Origin of the sequence: Streptomyces sp. NPDC059248, from assembly GCF_042753905.1 — a bacterium.
Taxonomy (GTDB): Bacteria; Actinomycetota; Actinomycetes; order Streptomycetales; family Streptomycetaceae; genus Streptomyces.
Genome location: NZ_JBHYZV010000072.1, coordinates 1 through 16767, shown reverse-complemented (window position 1 = coordinate 16767; position 16767 = coordinate 1). Strand labels below are relative to the sequence as shown.

General features: G+C 73.6%; 9 protein-coding genes. 3 read left to right on the top strand and 6 right to left on the bottom strand.

Translation table 11 applies throughout. The features are described from left to right. Nucleotides 1–10 precede the first annotated feature (10 nt). The 3 genes from ACFXG1_RS26080 to ACFXG1_RS26070 all read right to left on the bottom strand — a co-directional run bounded on the left by ACFXG1_RS26080 (nt 11) and on the right by ACFXG1_RS26070 (nt 2804). Nucleotides 11–892: an ABC transporter substrate-binding protein gene (locus tag ACFXG1_RS26080; RefSeq protein WP_384744760.1), complete on the bottom strand. Its 882-nt coding sequence runs from the start codon at nt 890–892 to the stop codon at nt 11–13. A 183-nt stretch (nt 893–1075) separates the two neighbouring features. Further along, entirely contained in the window at nt 1076–1399 is a 324-nt protein-coding gene (locus ACFXG1_RS26075) for a hypothetical protein (protein WP_384724089.1), read from the bottom strand. 139 nt (nt 1400–1538) lie between these two features. Then, a complete protein-coding gene (locus tag ACFXG1_RS26070) occupies nt 1539–2804 on the bottom strand; it encodes an MFS transporter (RefSeq protein WP_384744758.1) in 1266 nt (421 codons plus the stop codon). 100 nt (nt 2805–2904) lie between these two features. Between ACFXG1_RS26070 and ACFXG1_RS26065 the strand changes: the two genes are divergently transcribed. Both ACFXG1_RS26065 and ACFXG1_RS26060 read left to right on the top strand, forming a co-directional pair. Further along, a complete protein-coding gene (locus tag ACFXG1_RS26065; protein ID WP_384744784.1) occupies nt 2905–3372 on the top strand; it encodes a winged helix-turn-helix transcriptional regulator in 468 nt (155 codons plus the stop codon). 108 nt (nt 3373–3480) lie between these two features. Then, the gene (locus ACFXG1_RS26060) at nt 3481–3768 is read left to right on the top strand and encodes a hypothetical protein (protein ID WP_384718337.1); all 288 of its coding nucleotides are present in this window, start codon (nt 3481–3483) and stop codon (nt 3766–3768) included. A gap of 80 nt (nt 3769–3848) precedes the next feature. Here the strand turns inward: ACFXG1_RS26060 and ACFXG1_RS26055 are convergent, their stop codons facing one another. Beyond that, nucleotides 3849–5213, bottom strand: a complete 1365-nt coding sequence (locus tag ACFXG1_RS26055) for a diacylglycerol/lipid kinase family protein (RefSeq protein ID WP_384718335.1) — start codon at nt 5211–5213, stop codon at nt 3849–3851. Between the two features lie 466 nt (nt 5214–5679). On the opposite strand from ACFXG1_RS26055, the gene ACFXG1_RS26050 reads away from it, so the two are divergent. Further along, a complete protein-coding gene (locus tag ACFXG1_RS26050; RefSeq protein WP_384718333.1) occupies nt 5680–6993 on the top strand; it encodes an FAD-dependent monooxygenase in 1314 nt (437 codons plus the stop codon). A gap of 22 nt (nt 6994–7015) precedes the next feature. On the opposite strand, the gene ACFXG1_RS26045 is transcribed toward ACFXG1_RS26050, so the two are convergent. Then, on the bottom strand, nt 7016–13729 hold the full coding sequence (locus tag ACFXG1_RS26045; RefSeq protein ID WP_384744782.1) for a thioester reductase domain-containing protein: 6714 nt from the start codon (nt 13727–13729) through the stop codon (nt 7016–7018). A 53-nt stretch (nt 13730–13782) separates the two neighbouring features. After that, nucleotides 13783–16686 (bottom strand): acyltransferase domain-containing protein, encoded by a 2904-nt coding sequence (locus ACFXG1_RS26040; protein WP_384744755.1) that lies wholly within the window; start codon nt 16684–16686, stop codon nt 13783–13785. Between the last annotated feature and the right edge of the window lie 81 nt (nt 16687–16767).

Sequence of the window (16767 nt, the reverse complement as noted above, 5' to 3'; positions counted from 1 at the left end):
GTTCCCCGGATCAGGAGCCGTCGTTGACGGTGGCCTCGGGGACGGCGCTGCCGCCGACACCGTACGAGTCGAGGATCTTCTTGTAGCCGCCGTCGTCGATCAGCCCCTGGAGGGCCTTCCGCACGGCGTCGCGCAGCCCGTTCTCGTTCTTCGCCACGGCGATGCCCCAGGGCGCCGAACCGTACTGGGTCGGCAGCGCCTCGTAGACGCCCTTCTCCTTCACGAACATCGCGGCGACGGGGTAGTCGACGATGGTCGCCACGGCCCGTCCGCTGTCGAGCTGGAGCAGTCCCGTCGGGGCGTCCTCGCTCTGCGAGATCCTCATCTTGTCGGCGCACTCGGCGTTCTGCTTCTGGCCGATGGCGAGGTTGGAGCTGCCCTTGGCGAGGACGACGGCCTTGCCGCAGAGGTCCTCCAGGGACGTGATCCCCTCGGGGTTGCCCTTCTTCGTCATGACGACGCCCCCGGTGCGGAAGTAGTCGACGAAGTCGACGGCCTTGCGGCGCTCGGGGCTGTCGGTCATCGAGGACATCACCAGGTCGAACCGGCCGGACTGGAGCCCGGGGATCAGCCCGTCGAAGGCGGCGTTGGTCAGCTCGAGCCGCAGGTCGAGCCGGTCGGCGACGGCGCGGGCCAGATCGGGGTCGACACCGGTCAGCTCGGTCGTCCCCGGCTTGTACATCTCCATCGGCGGATAGCCGACGGCGGTGGCGACGCGCAGGACCCCCTTCTTCCTGATGTCGTCGGGGACCAGCTCCGCCGCGCTCTTGCCGGCCGCGGCGGGATCCGCGGACGAGCCGGTGCCGCCCTGGTCCGAGCGCCCGCAGGAGACGGCCATCAGGGCGACGAGCGCCAGGGCCGCGAGGGAGTGGACACGTCTCCGGTTTGCCATGGATCCTCCAACTTTCTGCACACCTGGTGACTTGCGCAGATGCTGACAGTCGGCCGACCGGAAACGGAAGATGATGACGGTATTCGCGGCTGAGCATCGATTTCGGTACGGCTGTACCGGCCGTCGGGAACGGAGCGGCGCCCCGGCCGACGCGCGCCGGGGCGCCGCTCCTCCCCTCCTCGGTCAGGAGGTGAACTTCACCGACATGAAGACGGCGTCGGCGACCCACTGCCCGGGTTCGAGCTCCTCGGCGGTGGCCTGGCGGCAGTTCTTCTCGACGTACAGGACGGCCCGGCGGTCGGTGTCGTTGACGACGCGCCCCCGGGCGTTGCGCCCCACTGGATAACACCGGCTGTCCATCGGGTCGTTCAGGGTGTGGGCCGCATCGCCCGGCTGTGTGTGGTAGACGAACTGCCCGGTGGCCGCGGACGCGCCGGGCGCCGTGCCGAGCCCGAGCGCCGCGACCGCCGCTATGACGACCGCCGTCCGCACTGTCCCTCGTGTCATTTGTCCCCTTCCCGAGAGCTTGGAGTGATATCCGTGCCTTGTCGCTGACGTCCTGCCCGGTGGACGGATGGCACGATCACGCCGGCGAGGTGTGTGACAGGCCCGTTACGGAGACACCGGGCGGGCGCGGGCGACACCCTTACGCGCGGGGGGAGTCCGGCCGAACGGGGGCCGGGGCGTCCTGGCGCGTCACCACCCACAGCACGAGTCCGAGGAAGCCGAAAGCGGCGCCCGCGGCGCAGACCGCGCCCCAGCCGAAGGCGGCGTGCAGGGATGTCGCGGTGATGGCACCGGTGGCGCTGCCGATCGCGTAGAAGATCATGTATCCGCCGATCAGCCGGCTTCCCGCGTCGGGGCGCAGGGCGTAGATCACGGTCTGGTTGGTGACATGGACCGCCTGGACGGCGAGGTCGAGGAGGACGACGCCGGCGGCCAGGGCCCAGAGCGAGTCACGGGTGAAGGCCAGGGGCAGCCATGAGGCGGTGAGCAGCGCCAGGGCGACACCGGTGGTCGGCCCGGCCAGCCCCCGGTCGGCCAGCCGCCCCGCCGCGGTCGCGGCCAGGGCGCCGACGGCGCCGATCAGCCCGAGGGCCCCGATCGCGCTGTGGGACAGCAGGTGCGGGGGCTCGCTCAGCGGCAGCGCGACACCGCTCCACAGGGTGCTGAAGGAGGCGAAGACCAGCAGTCCGAAGAGGGCCCGAAGTCGCAGCAGCCGCTCCCGGGCGAACAGCGCGATCGTGGAGCGCAGCAGTTGTCCGTAGCGGAGGTCCACCGGCGGGACACCGCGAGGTCTCGGCACCACGCGGTGGAGGACCAGCGCGAGCAGCGCCGTGAGCGCCGCCGACGCGAGATAGACGGAGCGCCAGCCCGCGAGATCGGCCAGCAGGCCGGACACGGTGCGGGCGAGCAGGATCCCGACGACCACACCGCTGGTGACCAGGCCGACGACGCGCCCCCGCCCGGCGGGCGGGGCCAGTGACGCCGCGAAGGCCACCAGTGTCTGGGTGACGACCGCGAGCAGCCCGGTCGCGGCCATGCCGGCGAGCAGGACGGCCGCCGTGGGGGCGATGGCCACCACGGCCAGCGCCCCCACCAGGAGCAGCAGTTGGGCGACGACGAGCCGCCGGCGGTCGACCATGTCGCCGAGCGGTACGAGGAGGAAGAGCCCGATCCCGTATCCGATGTGGGTGAGGGTGACGATGCCGCCGACGAGCGCCGGGCTCATGGCGAGATCGCGCCCGATGGCGACCAGGAGCGGCTGGGAGAAGTAGACGGTGGCCACCGCGGTGCCGCAGGCGACGGCGAACAGCGCGACGACGCCCCGGGGCAGGTCCGGCGCCGCCCGGCCGCCTCCCCCGCCGACCCCTGCCCGTCGTCGTGTCACGGTCTCGCCGTCGCGGGACATCGGCACTCCCCCACCCATTCGGTTTCATCTTGCTACCACTGTGGACAGTAAGGCCACTGGTAGCATGTTGCAACCATCAATCGTCGTCGGAAGGGACGCCATGGTCACCAGGAAGCGGTTGGACGACAGCGAATGCCCCGTCGCCCGCTCGGTGGACGCGATCGGCGACTGGTGGTCCCTGCTGATCGTGCGGGACGCCTTCGACGGCAGCCGCCGCTTCGGGGAGTTCCAGCGCAGCCTCGGCGTGGCGAAGAACATCCTCACCGCGCGCCTGCGCACCCTGGTCGCGGGCGGCGTCCTGGCGTCCGTCCCCGCGTCGGACGGCAGCGCCTATCGCGAGTACGTCCTGACGCCGAAGGGCGAGGCGCTCTTCCCCGTCGTCGTGGCGCTGCGGCAGTGGGGCGAGCGGCACTTCTTCGCCGAGGACGAACCGCATTCCGAACTGGTCGACCGCCGGCGGGGGGAGCGCCTCCGCACCCTGGAGATCCTGTCGGCGGACGGCCGCCCGCTGACCCCCGACGACACCGTCGTCCACAAGGTCTCCCCCACCGGGACGGCCTCTCCGTGACTCCGCCGCTCCCCCGGAGCCGGCGGCCTGGTAACTTCCGCCCCGCCGGGCGGCGAAGCCGCTCGGCGGGCACGGGAAGCACCGGACTCGGGGAATGAGCGTGGAGCCGTGGAAGAACGGACGTCGAGTGGGCCGAACGCCGGGGCGGCCGCCCTGGCGGAGCTGGTCGGCAGGGCGCGCGAGGAGGCGGAGGGGCGGGCCGGTGACTTCGCGTACCGGGAATCGGGGGGCTGGGAGTCGGTCGCGAACGACGCCGGTTTCTGGTGCGTGTGGCACTGGGACGAAGTGAAGGAGGAGCTGGCGGACGGGGCCGGGGAGGCCGGCCTGGAGTGGGAGTCCGCCGAGGCCGTCGTGCGGGCCGCCTTCGAGGAGACGTTCCGGCAGTCCTTCGGCTGAGCAGGCCGAGGAAGGGGGACAGGGGGACCGTACGGGAGGATCCGGCGTCGCCCGCTTTCGCGCCCGGCGCTTCGCGTCGGCTACGAGGCGCGGCCGAACGCCAGCCTGAGGAGGCGGCGCCAGTCCAGCGGCGGGGCGGGTACGGCGGCGGGCGCGCGGTCGCGCGGGACCAGGACCCGCAGCACGGCCGGGTGGAGGACGCAGACGACGGGGGTGGGCATCCGCAGGGCCTCGCCGTCCACGGCCACGGGGATCTCGGCCGCGTCGGCGGTCACTTCCACCCGCCGGGCGGTCAGTACGGTCAGCCCCGCCGACTGCGCGCCCCGTACCGCCAGATCGGCGGCCTGGGCCGCACTCTCCACCCGGATGCCGAGGACGCCCAGGACGCCGGAGTCGAGCCGGGGCCGGCGCGCGGTTCGGGCCGGCACGTCGGGTGAGGCGTACGGGTTGTTGCTGACCAGGACCGCCTGCTGGGACGACAGCTCCGTGGTGTCCGCGCGCGCGTCGAGCCGCCGGACCCCCGCGCCGCCCAGCAGGTCCGGCATCAGGTTCAGTGCCGTGCCCGCCTTGTCGTCGCGGTACTCGGGGCGCTGGACGACATCCGCGTACACACCGAACGAGACGGTGTTGACGAACGCGCGGCCCGCGACCGTACCGAGGTCGACGCGCAGTTCCTCGCCGTCGGTCAGCGCGTCCAGGCTGCGGGCCGGGTCGTCGCGGTCGAGGCCGAGGTCGAGGGCGAAGTGGTTGCGCGTACCCGCGGGGACGACGAGGAACGGCAGTTCGTGCTCGGCGGCGACGGCCGCGACGAGGGCCTGGGTACCGTCGCCGCCCGCCACTCCCAGCAGGTCCGCTCCTCCGGCGACGGCCACGCGGGCGAGCTCGGCGACATCGGCCGGGCGAGCGGGGGTGCCGGGGCCGGGGGGTTCGAGCAGGATCACCCGCGCGCCCAGCCGCCGGGCCCGTTCGGCCAGACCGAAGCGGCCCACTTTGCCGCCCCCCGACCTCGGGTTCATGATCAGTACCGGTCGGCGCGGCCGGCGCGCTGCGACCGCCCGGCGCGACCGCAGCGGGTCCGACGCGCGCAGCGCCGCCCTGGCGCAGGCCAGGGTCACGGCCCAGCACACGCCCAGGAGCAGGGCCGTGAGCCAGAGCCCTTCGGTGGTGAAGAGCACCAGGAGCGCCGCGGGCGCCGCGATCGCCGACGCCGCCCCCAGTGCCCGCACCGCGCCCCGGTGGGCCAGGAACCACCAGAGACCTACGGCGCAGAGGGCCACGGCGAGGAATCCGGAGACGACGATCACCAGACCGGCCTGGCCCACCGACGTCACCAGCACCGCCAGGACACCGGCGGCGGCCAGCAGGGCGAGCCGGGCCGACAGCCGGGCGCCGGGACCGCTTCGGTCCGCCGCCCGCGCCCTGCCGCGCCGCTCGTCCCGGCCCATGTCGCGCCCTGCCTCTCGCCGTGTCCGTCCCGCGGATCCGCCCGCACCCGACCGCGGGGTCCGCGGCCGGAACGGGATCACCTATCGATGTCCGGCCCCTGCGGGACGGCGTTGAGGACCACGTCCCTCAGCCTCACGATCTTGGACCAGTCGAACGCGTACATCGCGAAGGCCGGGCCGGGGCCGGGCCTGGGATACCGGGCTTGATTCCCTTGCCGACCAGCCGGACCGGGTCCGACGACGGCGAAGTGGCGAGGCCGGCGCCGCTGGACGGCCGGCCGCCGTCCGAGCCCGTGAGGCGGGACTCGGCGGGAGCGGGCCCCGCCAGGGTGGGAGCACTCACCTTGACGTTAGCCCGTTCGGGTGGCTGCCGTGGGGCCGCAGGGTGACGGGGCGGATGCGGGGAAGGTGGGGAGTGATCGGGGGCACCGGCATGTGTGTTGACCGATGGGAAGAGGTGGGGTTGGTGTTGGGGACGCGTGCGGTGGTGCTGGGTGGCGGAATGGGCGGGTTGATGGCCGCGCATGTGCTGTCGCGGCATTTCGAGCGGGTGACGCTGGTGGAGCGCGACGACGGCGGGGGCGCGGATCCCCGGCGCGGTGTTCCGCAGGGCTGGCATCCCCATCTTCTGTGCCTGAAGGCCACGGTTCTGCTGGAGCGTCTGTTTCCGGGAATCGACGAGGATTTCCTGGCGAGCGGCGGCATTCGCGTCGGCATGATGGACCAGCACCGCATCATCTACTACGGCCACCGGTTCCGTCAGTCGGAGAGCGAGCTGGAGACGGTGTGGGCGAGCAGGCCCTTCCTGGAGGAGGGCATTCGCGAGCGGGTACGCGCTCATCCGAATGTGTCGATGCGCTTCGGATGGGAGGCGGTGTCACCGCTCGTCGGTCCGGGCGGCGACCGGGTGACCGGGGTACGGATCGCCCGCGGCCACGGCGGCGACTCCGAGGAGCTGGCGGCGGAGCTGGTGGTGGACGCGACGGGCCGGGCGGGCCGGGCCCGGGGCTGGCTGGCGGAGCTGGGGTACGAACCGCCCCGGGAGGACCGGCTCGAAGTGAATCTGGGGTACGCGAGCAGGCTGGTGGAGTGCGCGCCGGATGTCCTGGGCCGCGATCGGGCCATCGCGATGGGCCCCCGGCTGGATCGTCCGCGCGGGTTCTATTTCACCGTCCAGGAAAGGGGACGGTGGACGATGACGGTATTCGGCTACGGCGATCACCGGCCGAGTGTGGAGCCGGATCGGTTTATGGCCCAGGCGAAGGCGCTGGCACCCGATGACGTATGGGGAGCCATCCGGTCGGCGACCGTATCGCCGGAAGTGCATTCCTTCCAGGTGCCCCGGACGTTCCGGCGCCGCTATGAACGTCTGTCGCGTTTCCCGGAGGGGTTGCTGGTGACGGGGGACGCTCTGGCGGTACTCAATCCGCTGTACGGTACCGGGATCATGTCGGCGGCCGCGTACGCCCTCATTCTCGACCGGCGGTTGTCCGGCGGGCTCACCGGTATTCACCGGGGATTCTTCCGGGACGCGGCACGGGTGGTGCGGGGGCCGTGGTGGTTCTCCGGTATCTCGGACTCCCTGCTGCCCGGTGTGCGGGGCTTTCGGGTGCCGGCCCCCGGGGTGGCCAAGTGGTATCTGCGCCGTCTGGTGTCCGCCGCCGAGCACGACGCGGCGACGGCGACGGACTTCGTGCGGGTCGCCGGGGCGCTGGACAGTCCGCTGTCGCTGGCCCGGCCCGCGATGCTGCGCCGGGCGCTCCGATCGCGGCCGGGGTGACCCGCACCGGGGCCGTGCCGCGTCAGACGCGGCGGATCCGCTGCTCCGGACCGTGGGGGGATGTCCCGGACGGTGGGGGGAAGTAGCCCTTCGCGACGAAGAAGTCGACATGCCTGCGGAAGAGTTCCCGGGTCGCCTCGGGCGGCCGGATCCCGCTGCCCTGCAGCGCGGCCGCCGTCTCCTTGTCGTCGACGGGCGGATAGAAGGCGGCGGGTGCGGCGGCCATGGCCTCGAACGCGTCGAGCAGCGGCGCCATCGCGTTCCCCGGCTCCGCCTTGACCCGCTCAAGCCAGGGGTCCCAGTCCAGGTCCCGCAGGACGTATCCGCAGGAACGCAACTCCTCGACCATGGTGTCCAGTGTCAGCCCGGTGTGGCCGCAGATATGGAAGGTACGGCCCGCGGTTCCGGGCGCCCGGGACAGCCGTGCGACGGCCGCGGCGGCGTAGTCCACGGGCATCAGGCGGAACAGCACCGGCACATCGCGCGGAACCGCGCCGAGCTGGATGAGGCCCTTCAGGCTGAGCCAGACGAAGTCGTGTCGCTGACACGCTCCGGTGGTGTGGTCGCCGGACACCAGGTCGACCCGGTAGACGGAGACCGGCAGTCCCCGCTCCCGGGCGATGTCGATGATCCGCTCGGCCACCCACTTGCTCCGGGTGTAGCCGGTGGGCAGCGTCTCACCGGGTCCCGTGGGGTCGTCGACCTCGATGGGCCGGCCGACGGTGGGGCGTCCGGCGTAGACGCCGAGGGTGGAGACGTGGTGGACGGGGACGGTACGGTGCCGGGCGGCGAGCCGGAGGATCTCCTGGGTGCCCGCCACATTGGCCGCCCTGACCGTCGCGTACGGCTGGACCCAGTTGACGCTGGCGCCCGGGTGGTACACCACGTCGACCGTACGGGCCAGTTCGTCGAAGCGCTCCGGGGTGAGGCCGAGCCGGGGCAGCGCGAGGTCGCCGACGACGACGGAGACGCGGTCGAGATCCGTCTCGTCCAGGATCCCGTACCACGCCAGGTTGTTCCGGAGCCGTTCTCGGCCGGCCGCCTCGTCGGCGGCGCGCACCAGACAGTGCACGGTGGCGTCGGTGGTGCGGGTCAGCTCCCGCAGCAGATAGGCCCCGAGGAATCCGGTGGCCCCGGTGAGGAGCGCCTCCCGGGGGTGCTCCACCACGCGCCGCACCTCCGCCGCGGGCCGGATGTCGTCGGCGAGGGCGATCTCCGCGGCGAAGTCCACGGCGGGCACGGAAGGCACGACGGACACGGCGGACACGGCGGACGCACCAGACACGGCAGACACGGCAGACACACCGGACACGGCGCCGACGTCGGTGCGGTCGTCCCGCCCGCCCAGGAGTGCGGTGCGCAGATGGTCGGCCAGGTGTGCCGCCGTGGGGTGGTCGAAGATCAGTGTGGTGGGCAGCCGCAGGCCGGTGCGGAACGCCAGCCGGTTGCGGAGTTCGACGGCGGACAGCGAGTCGATTCCCAGGTCGGCGAAGGTCCGCCGGTCCCGGATGCCGTCGGGACCCGAGCGGCCGAGGACCGCGCTCGTCTCCTCCTTGACCAGGTCCAGAACGCTGCGGCGCTGCTCGGCCGCCGGCAGCCGGGCGAGGTCGTCGGCGATCGGCCCTTCGCCCGTGCCGTCGTTGCGGGCGGCGGGACGGGCGGGGACGCGGGCCAGCGATCGCAGGACGGGGGGCAGTTCCCGGGGCCGGGCGCGGAGGGCCGGGAGGTCGAGCGGGGCGGCCACGGTCACGGCATGGCCGAGGCGCAGCGCCTGGTCGAGCATTGCCAGGCCCTCGTCGGATCCGATCGGTGGATAGCCGGCGCGGGTGATGCGCTCGACGTCCGCCCGGGTCAGTTCGCCCGTGGCCCCCGTCCGCTGCCACAGTCCCCAGGCGACGGAGGTCGCGGGCAGACCGAGACCGGCCCGGTGGGCGGCGAGACCGTCGAGGAAGGTGTTCGCCGCGGCGTACGCGGACTGTCCGGCGCCGCCGATGATCCCCGCCAGGGACGAGAACAGCACGAACGCCGACAGGTCGAGGTCTTTCGTGAGTTCGTGGAGGTACCAGGCGGCATCCACCTTGGGGCGCAGTACGGCGGCCAGCCGCTCCGGCGTCATCGCCGTGATCAGGCCGTCGTCGCGGGCGCCCGCCAGGTGCACGACCGCGGTGAGCGGTCGGTCGCCGGGGATCGTGGCGAGTACCCGGGCGAGCGCGTCCCGGTCGGTGACGTCGCAGGCCGCGACGGCGGCGGCGGCGCCGAGCCGGCCCAGTGCCGCGACGAGTCCGGCGGCGCCGGGGGCTTCGGCCCCGCGGCGACTGGTGAGGAGCAGGTCGGTGACGCCGTGTTCGACGACCAGGTGCCGGGCGAGGAGCGAGCCGAGGGTGCCGGTACCGCCGGTGACCAGGACCGTGCCGCGGCGGGCCCCGATACCCTTCCGACGCCAGGCGGCGGCGGGGGTGCCGTCGCGGGGTGTCCGTACCCGTTGGAGTCCGGGCAGCAGGACCCGGCCGGACCGCAGGGCGGCCTGGGGTTCGCCCGACGCGATGACCGCGGACACCTGGGAGGGGATCACGTCAGGCCCAGCGTCGTCGGTGTCGACGAGGACGAACCGGCCGGGGTTCTCCGACTGGGCCGAGCGGATCTGGCCCCATACCGCCGACGCCCCCGGGTCCGGCACGTCGTCGCCGGGCACCGCGGCCACCGCCCCGCGGGTCAGCACCACCAGCGGCAGTGCGGCGAACCGCTCGTCGGCCAGCCAGGTCCGGACGGCGGCGAGGCCCCGGGCGGCCACCCGGTGCGCGGTCTCGACCGGATGCCCCGGCCCGGGTGACGTCAGGTCCAGAACGGCGGCGTGTACGTCTCCGAGCCGGCCCGGGGTCGTATCCGCGGCGGCGTCGGCGGCAGCGTCCAGCTCGCCGATCCTCAGCGGCGCTGCGGGCTCCACGAGGGTGATCGGGGTCCAGCGGCAGTGGAAGAGTGCGTCGTGCTCCCGGCCGGTCGACCCGTCCGCCACGGGGCCCGTGGTGAACGAAGCGACCGAGGCCACGGGTTGACCGGTACGGTCCGTGAGCCGCGCGGAGACGGTGCCGTCGGCGGAGCGGGACAGCTCGGCGCGCAGCGCCGTGGCCCCGGTGGCGTGGAGCCGGACCCCGGTCCAGCCGACGGTGGCACAGCTGGTACCGGGCGGCCCGTGCAGCTGAAGGGCCGTTCGGGCCACCGCGTCGAGCAGGGCCGGGTGCAGTCCGAACCGCGCCGCTTCCCCCCGGGCCGCCTCGGGCAGGGTCAGTTCCGCGTAGTGGCGGGTGGGGGACGCCGTATCGTCGTCCGGGACGTGCCAGAGGGCGGTCAGTGCCTCGAAGCCCGCCCCGTGCGTCGTAGCGCCGTCGCTCGCGGCTCGGCGCGCCTCCGCCGGGTCGACAGGCTCGGCACCGGCCGGGGGCCACGCCCCGAGGGTGAAGGCGGGCTCCCGGCCCCGGACGCTCAGCCGGGCCGTGGCGAGGGCCGTCCACCGTACGTCCCCGTCCTCCGGGCGGGCGTGTACGGCGAGGGACGCCCGGCCCTCCTCGTCGGGCGGGTCCACCACGACTTGGAGCTGGACACCTCCGTTCGCGGGCAGCACCAGTGGCGCGAGGACGACCAGTTCGTCGACGGCCGTGCAGCCGACTTCGTCACCGGCCCGGAGCGCCAGCTCCACGAGAGCCGACGAGGGGAGTACGGCGCCCCCGGCGCCCCGGTGCTCCCGGAGCCAGGGGTGGGTGTGCGCGGCGAGCCTGGTGGTGAAGAGCGTCCGCCCGCTGTCGGGCATCGTGACGGCCGCGCCCAGCAGGGGGTGTCCGGTGGCACTCAGCCCGAGGCCCCGGGCGTCGAGGGGGCGGGAGGCGGCCGCGTACCAGTACCGGCGCTGTTGGAAGGCGTACGTCGGCAGCTCGACCCGCCGGGCGCCGGATCCCTCGAACATCCGGGGCCAGTCGATGCGTCCGCCGCGTACGTGCAGAGCGCCGACCGAGGTCAGGAACCGGTCCGTACCGCCGTCGTCCCGGCGGAGCGTCCCCGTGACGACGTAGTCGTCCCCCAGGTTCTCCTGGAGCGCCGCGGTCAGCACCGGGTGCGGGCTGACCTCGACGAACACCCGGTGTCCTTGGTCCGCCAGGGCGCGCGCGGAGGCGGCGAACTCGACCGTCCCCCGGAGGTTCGCGTACCAGTAACCGGCGTCGAGCCGGGTGGTGTCCAGCCGGCCGCGGGTCACCGTGGAGTAGAAGGGGACGGTTCCCCGGCGCGGGCGGACGGGGGCCAGGGCCGTCAGGAGTTCGGCCTCGACCGGTTCCACGAGTGGACAGTGCGAGGCGAAGTCCGAGCTGCCCTTTCTGATCCGTACGCCGTCGGCGGCGCACCGTGTGAGGAATTCACCGAGCGCCTCCCGCTCCCCGGCGACGAGAACCGATGTGGGGCCGTTCTCGACGGCGATCCACAGGCGTCCCGGCCACTCCTCGATCCGCGCGGCGGCTTCGGCGCGCGGCAGGCGGACGGCTCCCATCCCCCCGGTTCCCTGGAGTTTCACGGCGATGGCGCTGCGCAGGGCGACGATCCGGGCCGCGTCGTCCAAGGTGAGTCCGCCCGCGACGTACGCCGCGGCGACCTCTCCCTGGGAGTGGCCGACGACGGCGGCCGGTTCCACGCCGGAGGACCGCCAGAGCTGCGCCAGTGACACGGTGACCGCGAACAGCGCGGGCTGGATCACGTCGAGGCGTTCCAGGTCCGGGGCTCCGGGGGCTCCGCGCAGCACGTCCTCCAGCGACCAGTCGATATGGGGGGAGAGCGCGTCGGCGCATGCGGCGATCCGGTCCCGGAACACGTCCGAGGTGTCCAGCAGCTCCCGTGCCATACCGGGCCACTGGCTCCCCTGGCCGGGGAAGACGAACACGGCCCCGCCGAGCTCCTCCCGGCTCCCCGCGGGGGTGCCCTCGACGACACGGGTTGCCTCGGTGCTGTTGGCGAGGGCGTCGAGACCGCCGAGCAGATCCGCACGGCACCGGCCGGCGATCACGGCGCGGTGTTCCATGGCCGTACGGGTCGTGGCGAGGGAGAGCGCGATGTCCCGGTGGCCGGGCGCGCCGTCCCGGACGGCGAAGGAGTGCAGCCGGCGTGCCTGTGCGCGCAACGCGTCCCGGGTCCGGGCCGAGAGCACCCAGGGCAGGGCGGCGGATTCCGGAGGATGCTCCTCGCCGGGTGAGGCCGGTCCCGGGGCGGGCGTGGTCGGCACCGCAGCGGGCGTGATCAGCACCGCGGCGGGCGGGGCGGTCTTCGCGTCGGGCAGGGACGGGTCCGCGTCGGGCGGGTACCGGTCCGCGGCGGGCGGGGCCTGTTCGAGGACGACATGGGCGTTCGTACCGCTCGCGCCGAACGCCGATACCGCGCCCCGGCGCCGGTCGCCCGTACGCGGCCACGGCCGGGTCTCCGTCAGCAGCCGGACGTTCCCCGCCGACCAGTCCACCACCGGGGTGGGTTCGTCGATGTGCAGGGTCCTCGGGAGGATTCCGTGCCGCAGGGCCTGGACCATCTTGATCAGACCGCCGATGCCCGCCGCCGCCTGCGGATGGCCGATGTTCGACTTGATCGATCCCAGCCACAGCGGGCGCTCATCGGGCCTGTCCCGCCCGTACGTCGCCAACAGGGCCTGCGCCTCGATCGGATCGCCCAACGGCGTCCCCGTGCCGTGTCCCTCCACCGCGTCGACGCTCGCGGCCGTCAGTCCCGCGCGGGCGAGTGCCTGTCGGACGACCCGCTCCTGCGACGGGCCGTTCGGCGCGGTGAGGCCGTTGGAGGCGCCGTCCTGGTTGACGGCGCTGCCCCGTACCACCGCCAGGACCCGGTGTCCCCGGCGTACGGCGTCCGACAACCGCTCGACCACCAGCACCCCCACGCCTTCCGACCAGCCCAGGCCGTCGGCGGCGGCGGCGAAGGGCTTGCAGCGGCCGTCGGCGGCGAGCGCCCGCGCCCGTGCCGCGTCGAGGTAGCCGCCGGGGTGCGCGCAGATATAGGCGGATCCGACGAGGGCCAGCTCCGATTCGCCGGACCTCAGGGAGTGCGCGGCCAGGTGGAGGGCGACGAGCGACGACGAGCAGGCGGTGTCGAGGGAGACCGACGGGCCTTCCAGGCCGAGGGTGTACGAGATCCGGCCGGACGCCATGGCGCTGAGCTTGCCGGTGACCTGGTAGCCCTCGATCTCCGGGGGACAGTCGAGGTCGAGATAGCTCTGCTCCACCAGTCCGGCGAAGACGCCGGTCCTGCTGCCTTTCAGGGACGTGGGGTCGATTCCGGCGTGTTCCAGCGCTTCCCAGGCGGTTTCCAGCAGGACCCGCTGTTGCGGGTCCATCGCCCGTGCCTCGCGCGGCCCGATGTCGAAGAAGGCGGCGTCGAAGAGGGTCGCGCCGTCCAGGAAGCCGCCGTGCCGGATGTAGATCCGGCCGGGTTCGGCGGGGTCGGGGTGGTAGAGCGCGTCGAGGTCCCAGCCCCGGTCGGTGGGGAACGCGGTGATCGCGTCGCGCTCGTCCAGGACGAGCCGCCACAGTTCGTCGGCGGTCGCGGCGCCGGGGAACCGGCAGGCCATGCCGACGATCGCGACGGGTTCGTCGCGGTCCGCCTCCAGTTCGGCCACCCTCCGGCGGGACTTCTGGAGGTCCGCGGTCACCCACCTCAGATACTCGACCAGCTTTTCTTCACTCGGCATCGGAACCAGCGTCTCCTTGGGTGGGTGGGAGCGGTGGCGGGCGGGAGCGGTGGCGGGCGCGGTCAGGTCGCGTCGCGCCCCAGTTCGCGGTCGATGAAGTCGAGGAGGTCGTCGGCCGACGCGTCGGCGATACCGGCCGGCGGTTCGGCGGGCGCGCCGTCCCCGGTGTCCGGGGCGAGTGCGGCGAGCAGGGCCCGCAGCCGTTCGGTGACGGCGGCCCGGTCCGGTGTGCCGGGCCCGGCCGCGGAGACCGCCGCCTCCAGCCGGGCCAGCCCGCTGAGGACGGAGGTCGTACGGGGCGGTTCCGCCGCGGCCGTCAGGGCGAGGAGATGGCGGACGAGCGCGGCCGGGGTGGGATGGTCGAAGACCAGGGTCGCGGAGAGCGGCAGACCGGTCGCCGTTCTGATCCGGTTGCGGAGGTCGACGGCGGTCAGCGAGTCGAAGCCCATGTCCTGGAAGGGGCGTTCGGTCCCGATGGAAGCGGGATCGCCGTGGCCGCCACCGTGGCCGTGGTCTTCGCCGTGGCCGCCGCCGTGGCCGAGTACGTCCGCGACCTGGGTACGGACCAGGTCGAGGACGATGCGGTACCGCTCCTCCTCGTCGTCCGTCCCGGCCAGCCGCCGGACCAGGGATCCCTGGTCGGGTGCGGTCGGCGGGGCCGGGGCCCCGTTCGCCCGCTCGCCGCCGACTTCGCGGCACGGCGCGTCGGCGCCGGTACCCGACGCGACGGCGAACTCGGACACGGGAACTTCCCGGTAGCCGACGGAGTCCGCGGTGGCGACCAGTTCGCCATGTTCGTCCTCCAGGCGCACCGCGACCGAGTGCTCGCCGCCGACCGTCAGCAGGGCCCGTACGGATCCGGCACCGGCCGAGTGGATCCGTACGCCCCGCCACTCCACGGGCAGCAGTACGGTGCCCGTTCGCGCCGTGAACGGGTGGTGGCGCAGGGCCCCGTCCCACAAGGCGGGATGGAGTCCGTACGGATCACCGCTCACCCGGTCGGGCAGCCGGACGGCGACGGCGGTTCCGGCCGGGGGCGGCTCGATGGCGGACGGTTCCTCCGCCGCCCCGAGCACGCCCTCGGCGTGGAGGGTCCAGGGCGTGTCGGCGGAGTCGGCGCGCGCGTGGACGGCGAGGGTACGGCTCCGGGCACCGGCCGAGCCCGGGGCACCCACCCTCACCTGGAGCCGTGCCTCTTCCCCTGCGGGCAGGACCAGGGGGGCGCGCAGGGTGAGCCGCTCGACCGTGGGGGCGTCGATCCGCCGGCCGGCCTGCGCCGCCAGTTCCACGAACGCCCCGGGCGAGACCACGACGCTCCCGTCGGCGGTGTCCTCCCCGAACCAGGCGGGGGTCCGTGCCGACACCCGGCCGGTGAACAGCGCGTCCCGGGTACCGGCGAGTTCGACGGCGACGCCGAGCAGGGGATGCCCGGTGGGGGTGCCGGCCGGTCCTTCGGCCGGGCCACGCCCGGTGTCGGGGTCGGCCCAGTAGCGTTCCCGTTGGAACGCGTATGTGGGCAGATCGGTCCGGCGGGCCCCGCCGCCCGCGAAGAAGGCCCGCCAGTCGACCGGGACGCCCGCCGCATGCAGTCGGCCGAGGCCGGTGACGAGGGTGTCGGTCTCCGGCCGGTCGCGGCGCGTCAGGGGGACGACGAGGGGGCCGCCGCGAACGCCGTCGAGGGTCGCCTCCGTCATCGCGCTCAGCGCGCCACCGGGTCCGACTTCGACGAAGGTCGCCGCGCCCGCCCCGGCGAGTGCGCGCAGCCCGTCGGCGAACCGGACGGTCTCGCGGATCTGGCGCGTCCAGTACTCCGCGCCGCCGAGCAGGGTCGCGTCGGCGAGTTCGCCGGTGACGGTGGAGACGAGGGGGATTTCGGGGGCGTGGTAGGTGAGTCCGGCCGCGATCTCGTGGAAGTCGGCCAGCATTCCCTCCATATGTACCGAGTGGAAGGCGTGGGAGACGGTGAGCCGACGGGTCCTGCGGCCCTGTTCGGCGAGGCCGTGCGCCACCGCCAGGACGGCGTCGTCGTCGCCGGAGAGCACCGTCGCCCGGGGACCGTTCACCGCCGCGATCGACACCCGGCCCCGCCATCGCTCCAGCAGGGGCGCGATCTCGTCCCGGGTCGCCTCGACCGCGACCATCGCCCCGCCTTCGGGCAGTGCCTGCATCAGCCGGGACCTGGCGCCCACCAGTACCGCCGCGTCCTCCGCTGTCAGCACCCCGGCGACATGTGCCGCGGCCAGTTCGCCGATCGAGTGCCCGGCCACGAAGTCGGGCCGCACCCCCCAGGACTCCAGCAGCCGGAAGAGGGCGACCTCCACCGCGAACAGGGCGGGCTGGGTGAACTCGGTCCGGTCGAGGAGCGCCGCTTCGGGTGATCCTTCGGGGGCGAAGAGGACGTCCGCGAGCGGGCGTGGCAGTTCGCCGTCGAGCAGTGCGCAGATATCGTCCAGCGCCTGGGCGTACGCGGGCATCCGCTCGTACAGCTCACGGCCCGTGCCCGGGCGTTGGCTGCCCTGGCCGGGGAAGAGGAAGGCCGTCCTGTCGGAGGTACGTGTCCCCCTGATCACCCGGGCGGCCGGGTCGTCCGCCGCCAGCGCCCCGAGCCCGGCCAGCAGTTCGGACCGGTTCCTTCCGACGACGACGGCGCGGTGTTCCAGCGCGGCACGACCGGTGGCGAGGGTGTACGCGACATCCAGCGGGTCCTGGGAGGCCGCCGCTTCGGACAGCCGCCGCGCCTGCTCGGTCAGTGCCCGCGGTGAGGCGGCCGAGAGCAGCCAGGGGAGCACGGGTGGTCCGTTCGTCCCGTCGTTGTACGTGTCCCGGGGCTCGGTTTCCTGTGGTGGTGCGGGTTCTTCGAGGATGACATGAGCGTTCGTCCCGCTGATACCGAACGAGGAGACCCCCGCCCGCCGCGGCCGCCCCTCCACCACCTCCCACGAACGAGCCTCATCCAACAACCGCACACCATCCCACTCCACCAGTTCCGACGGCACCCCCGCATGCAACGTCCGAGGCAACACCCCGTGCCGCATCGCCTCCACCAT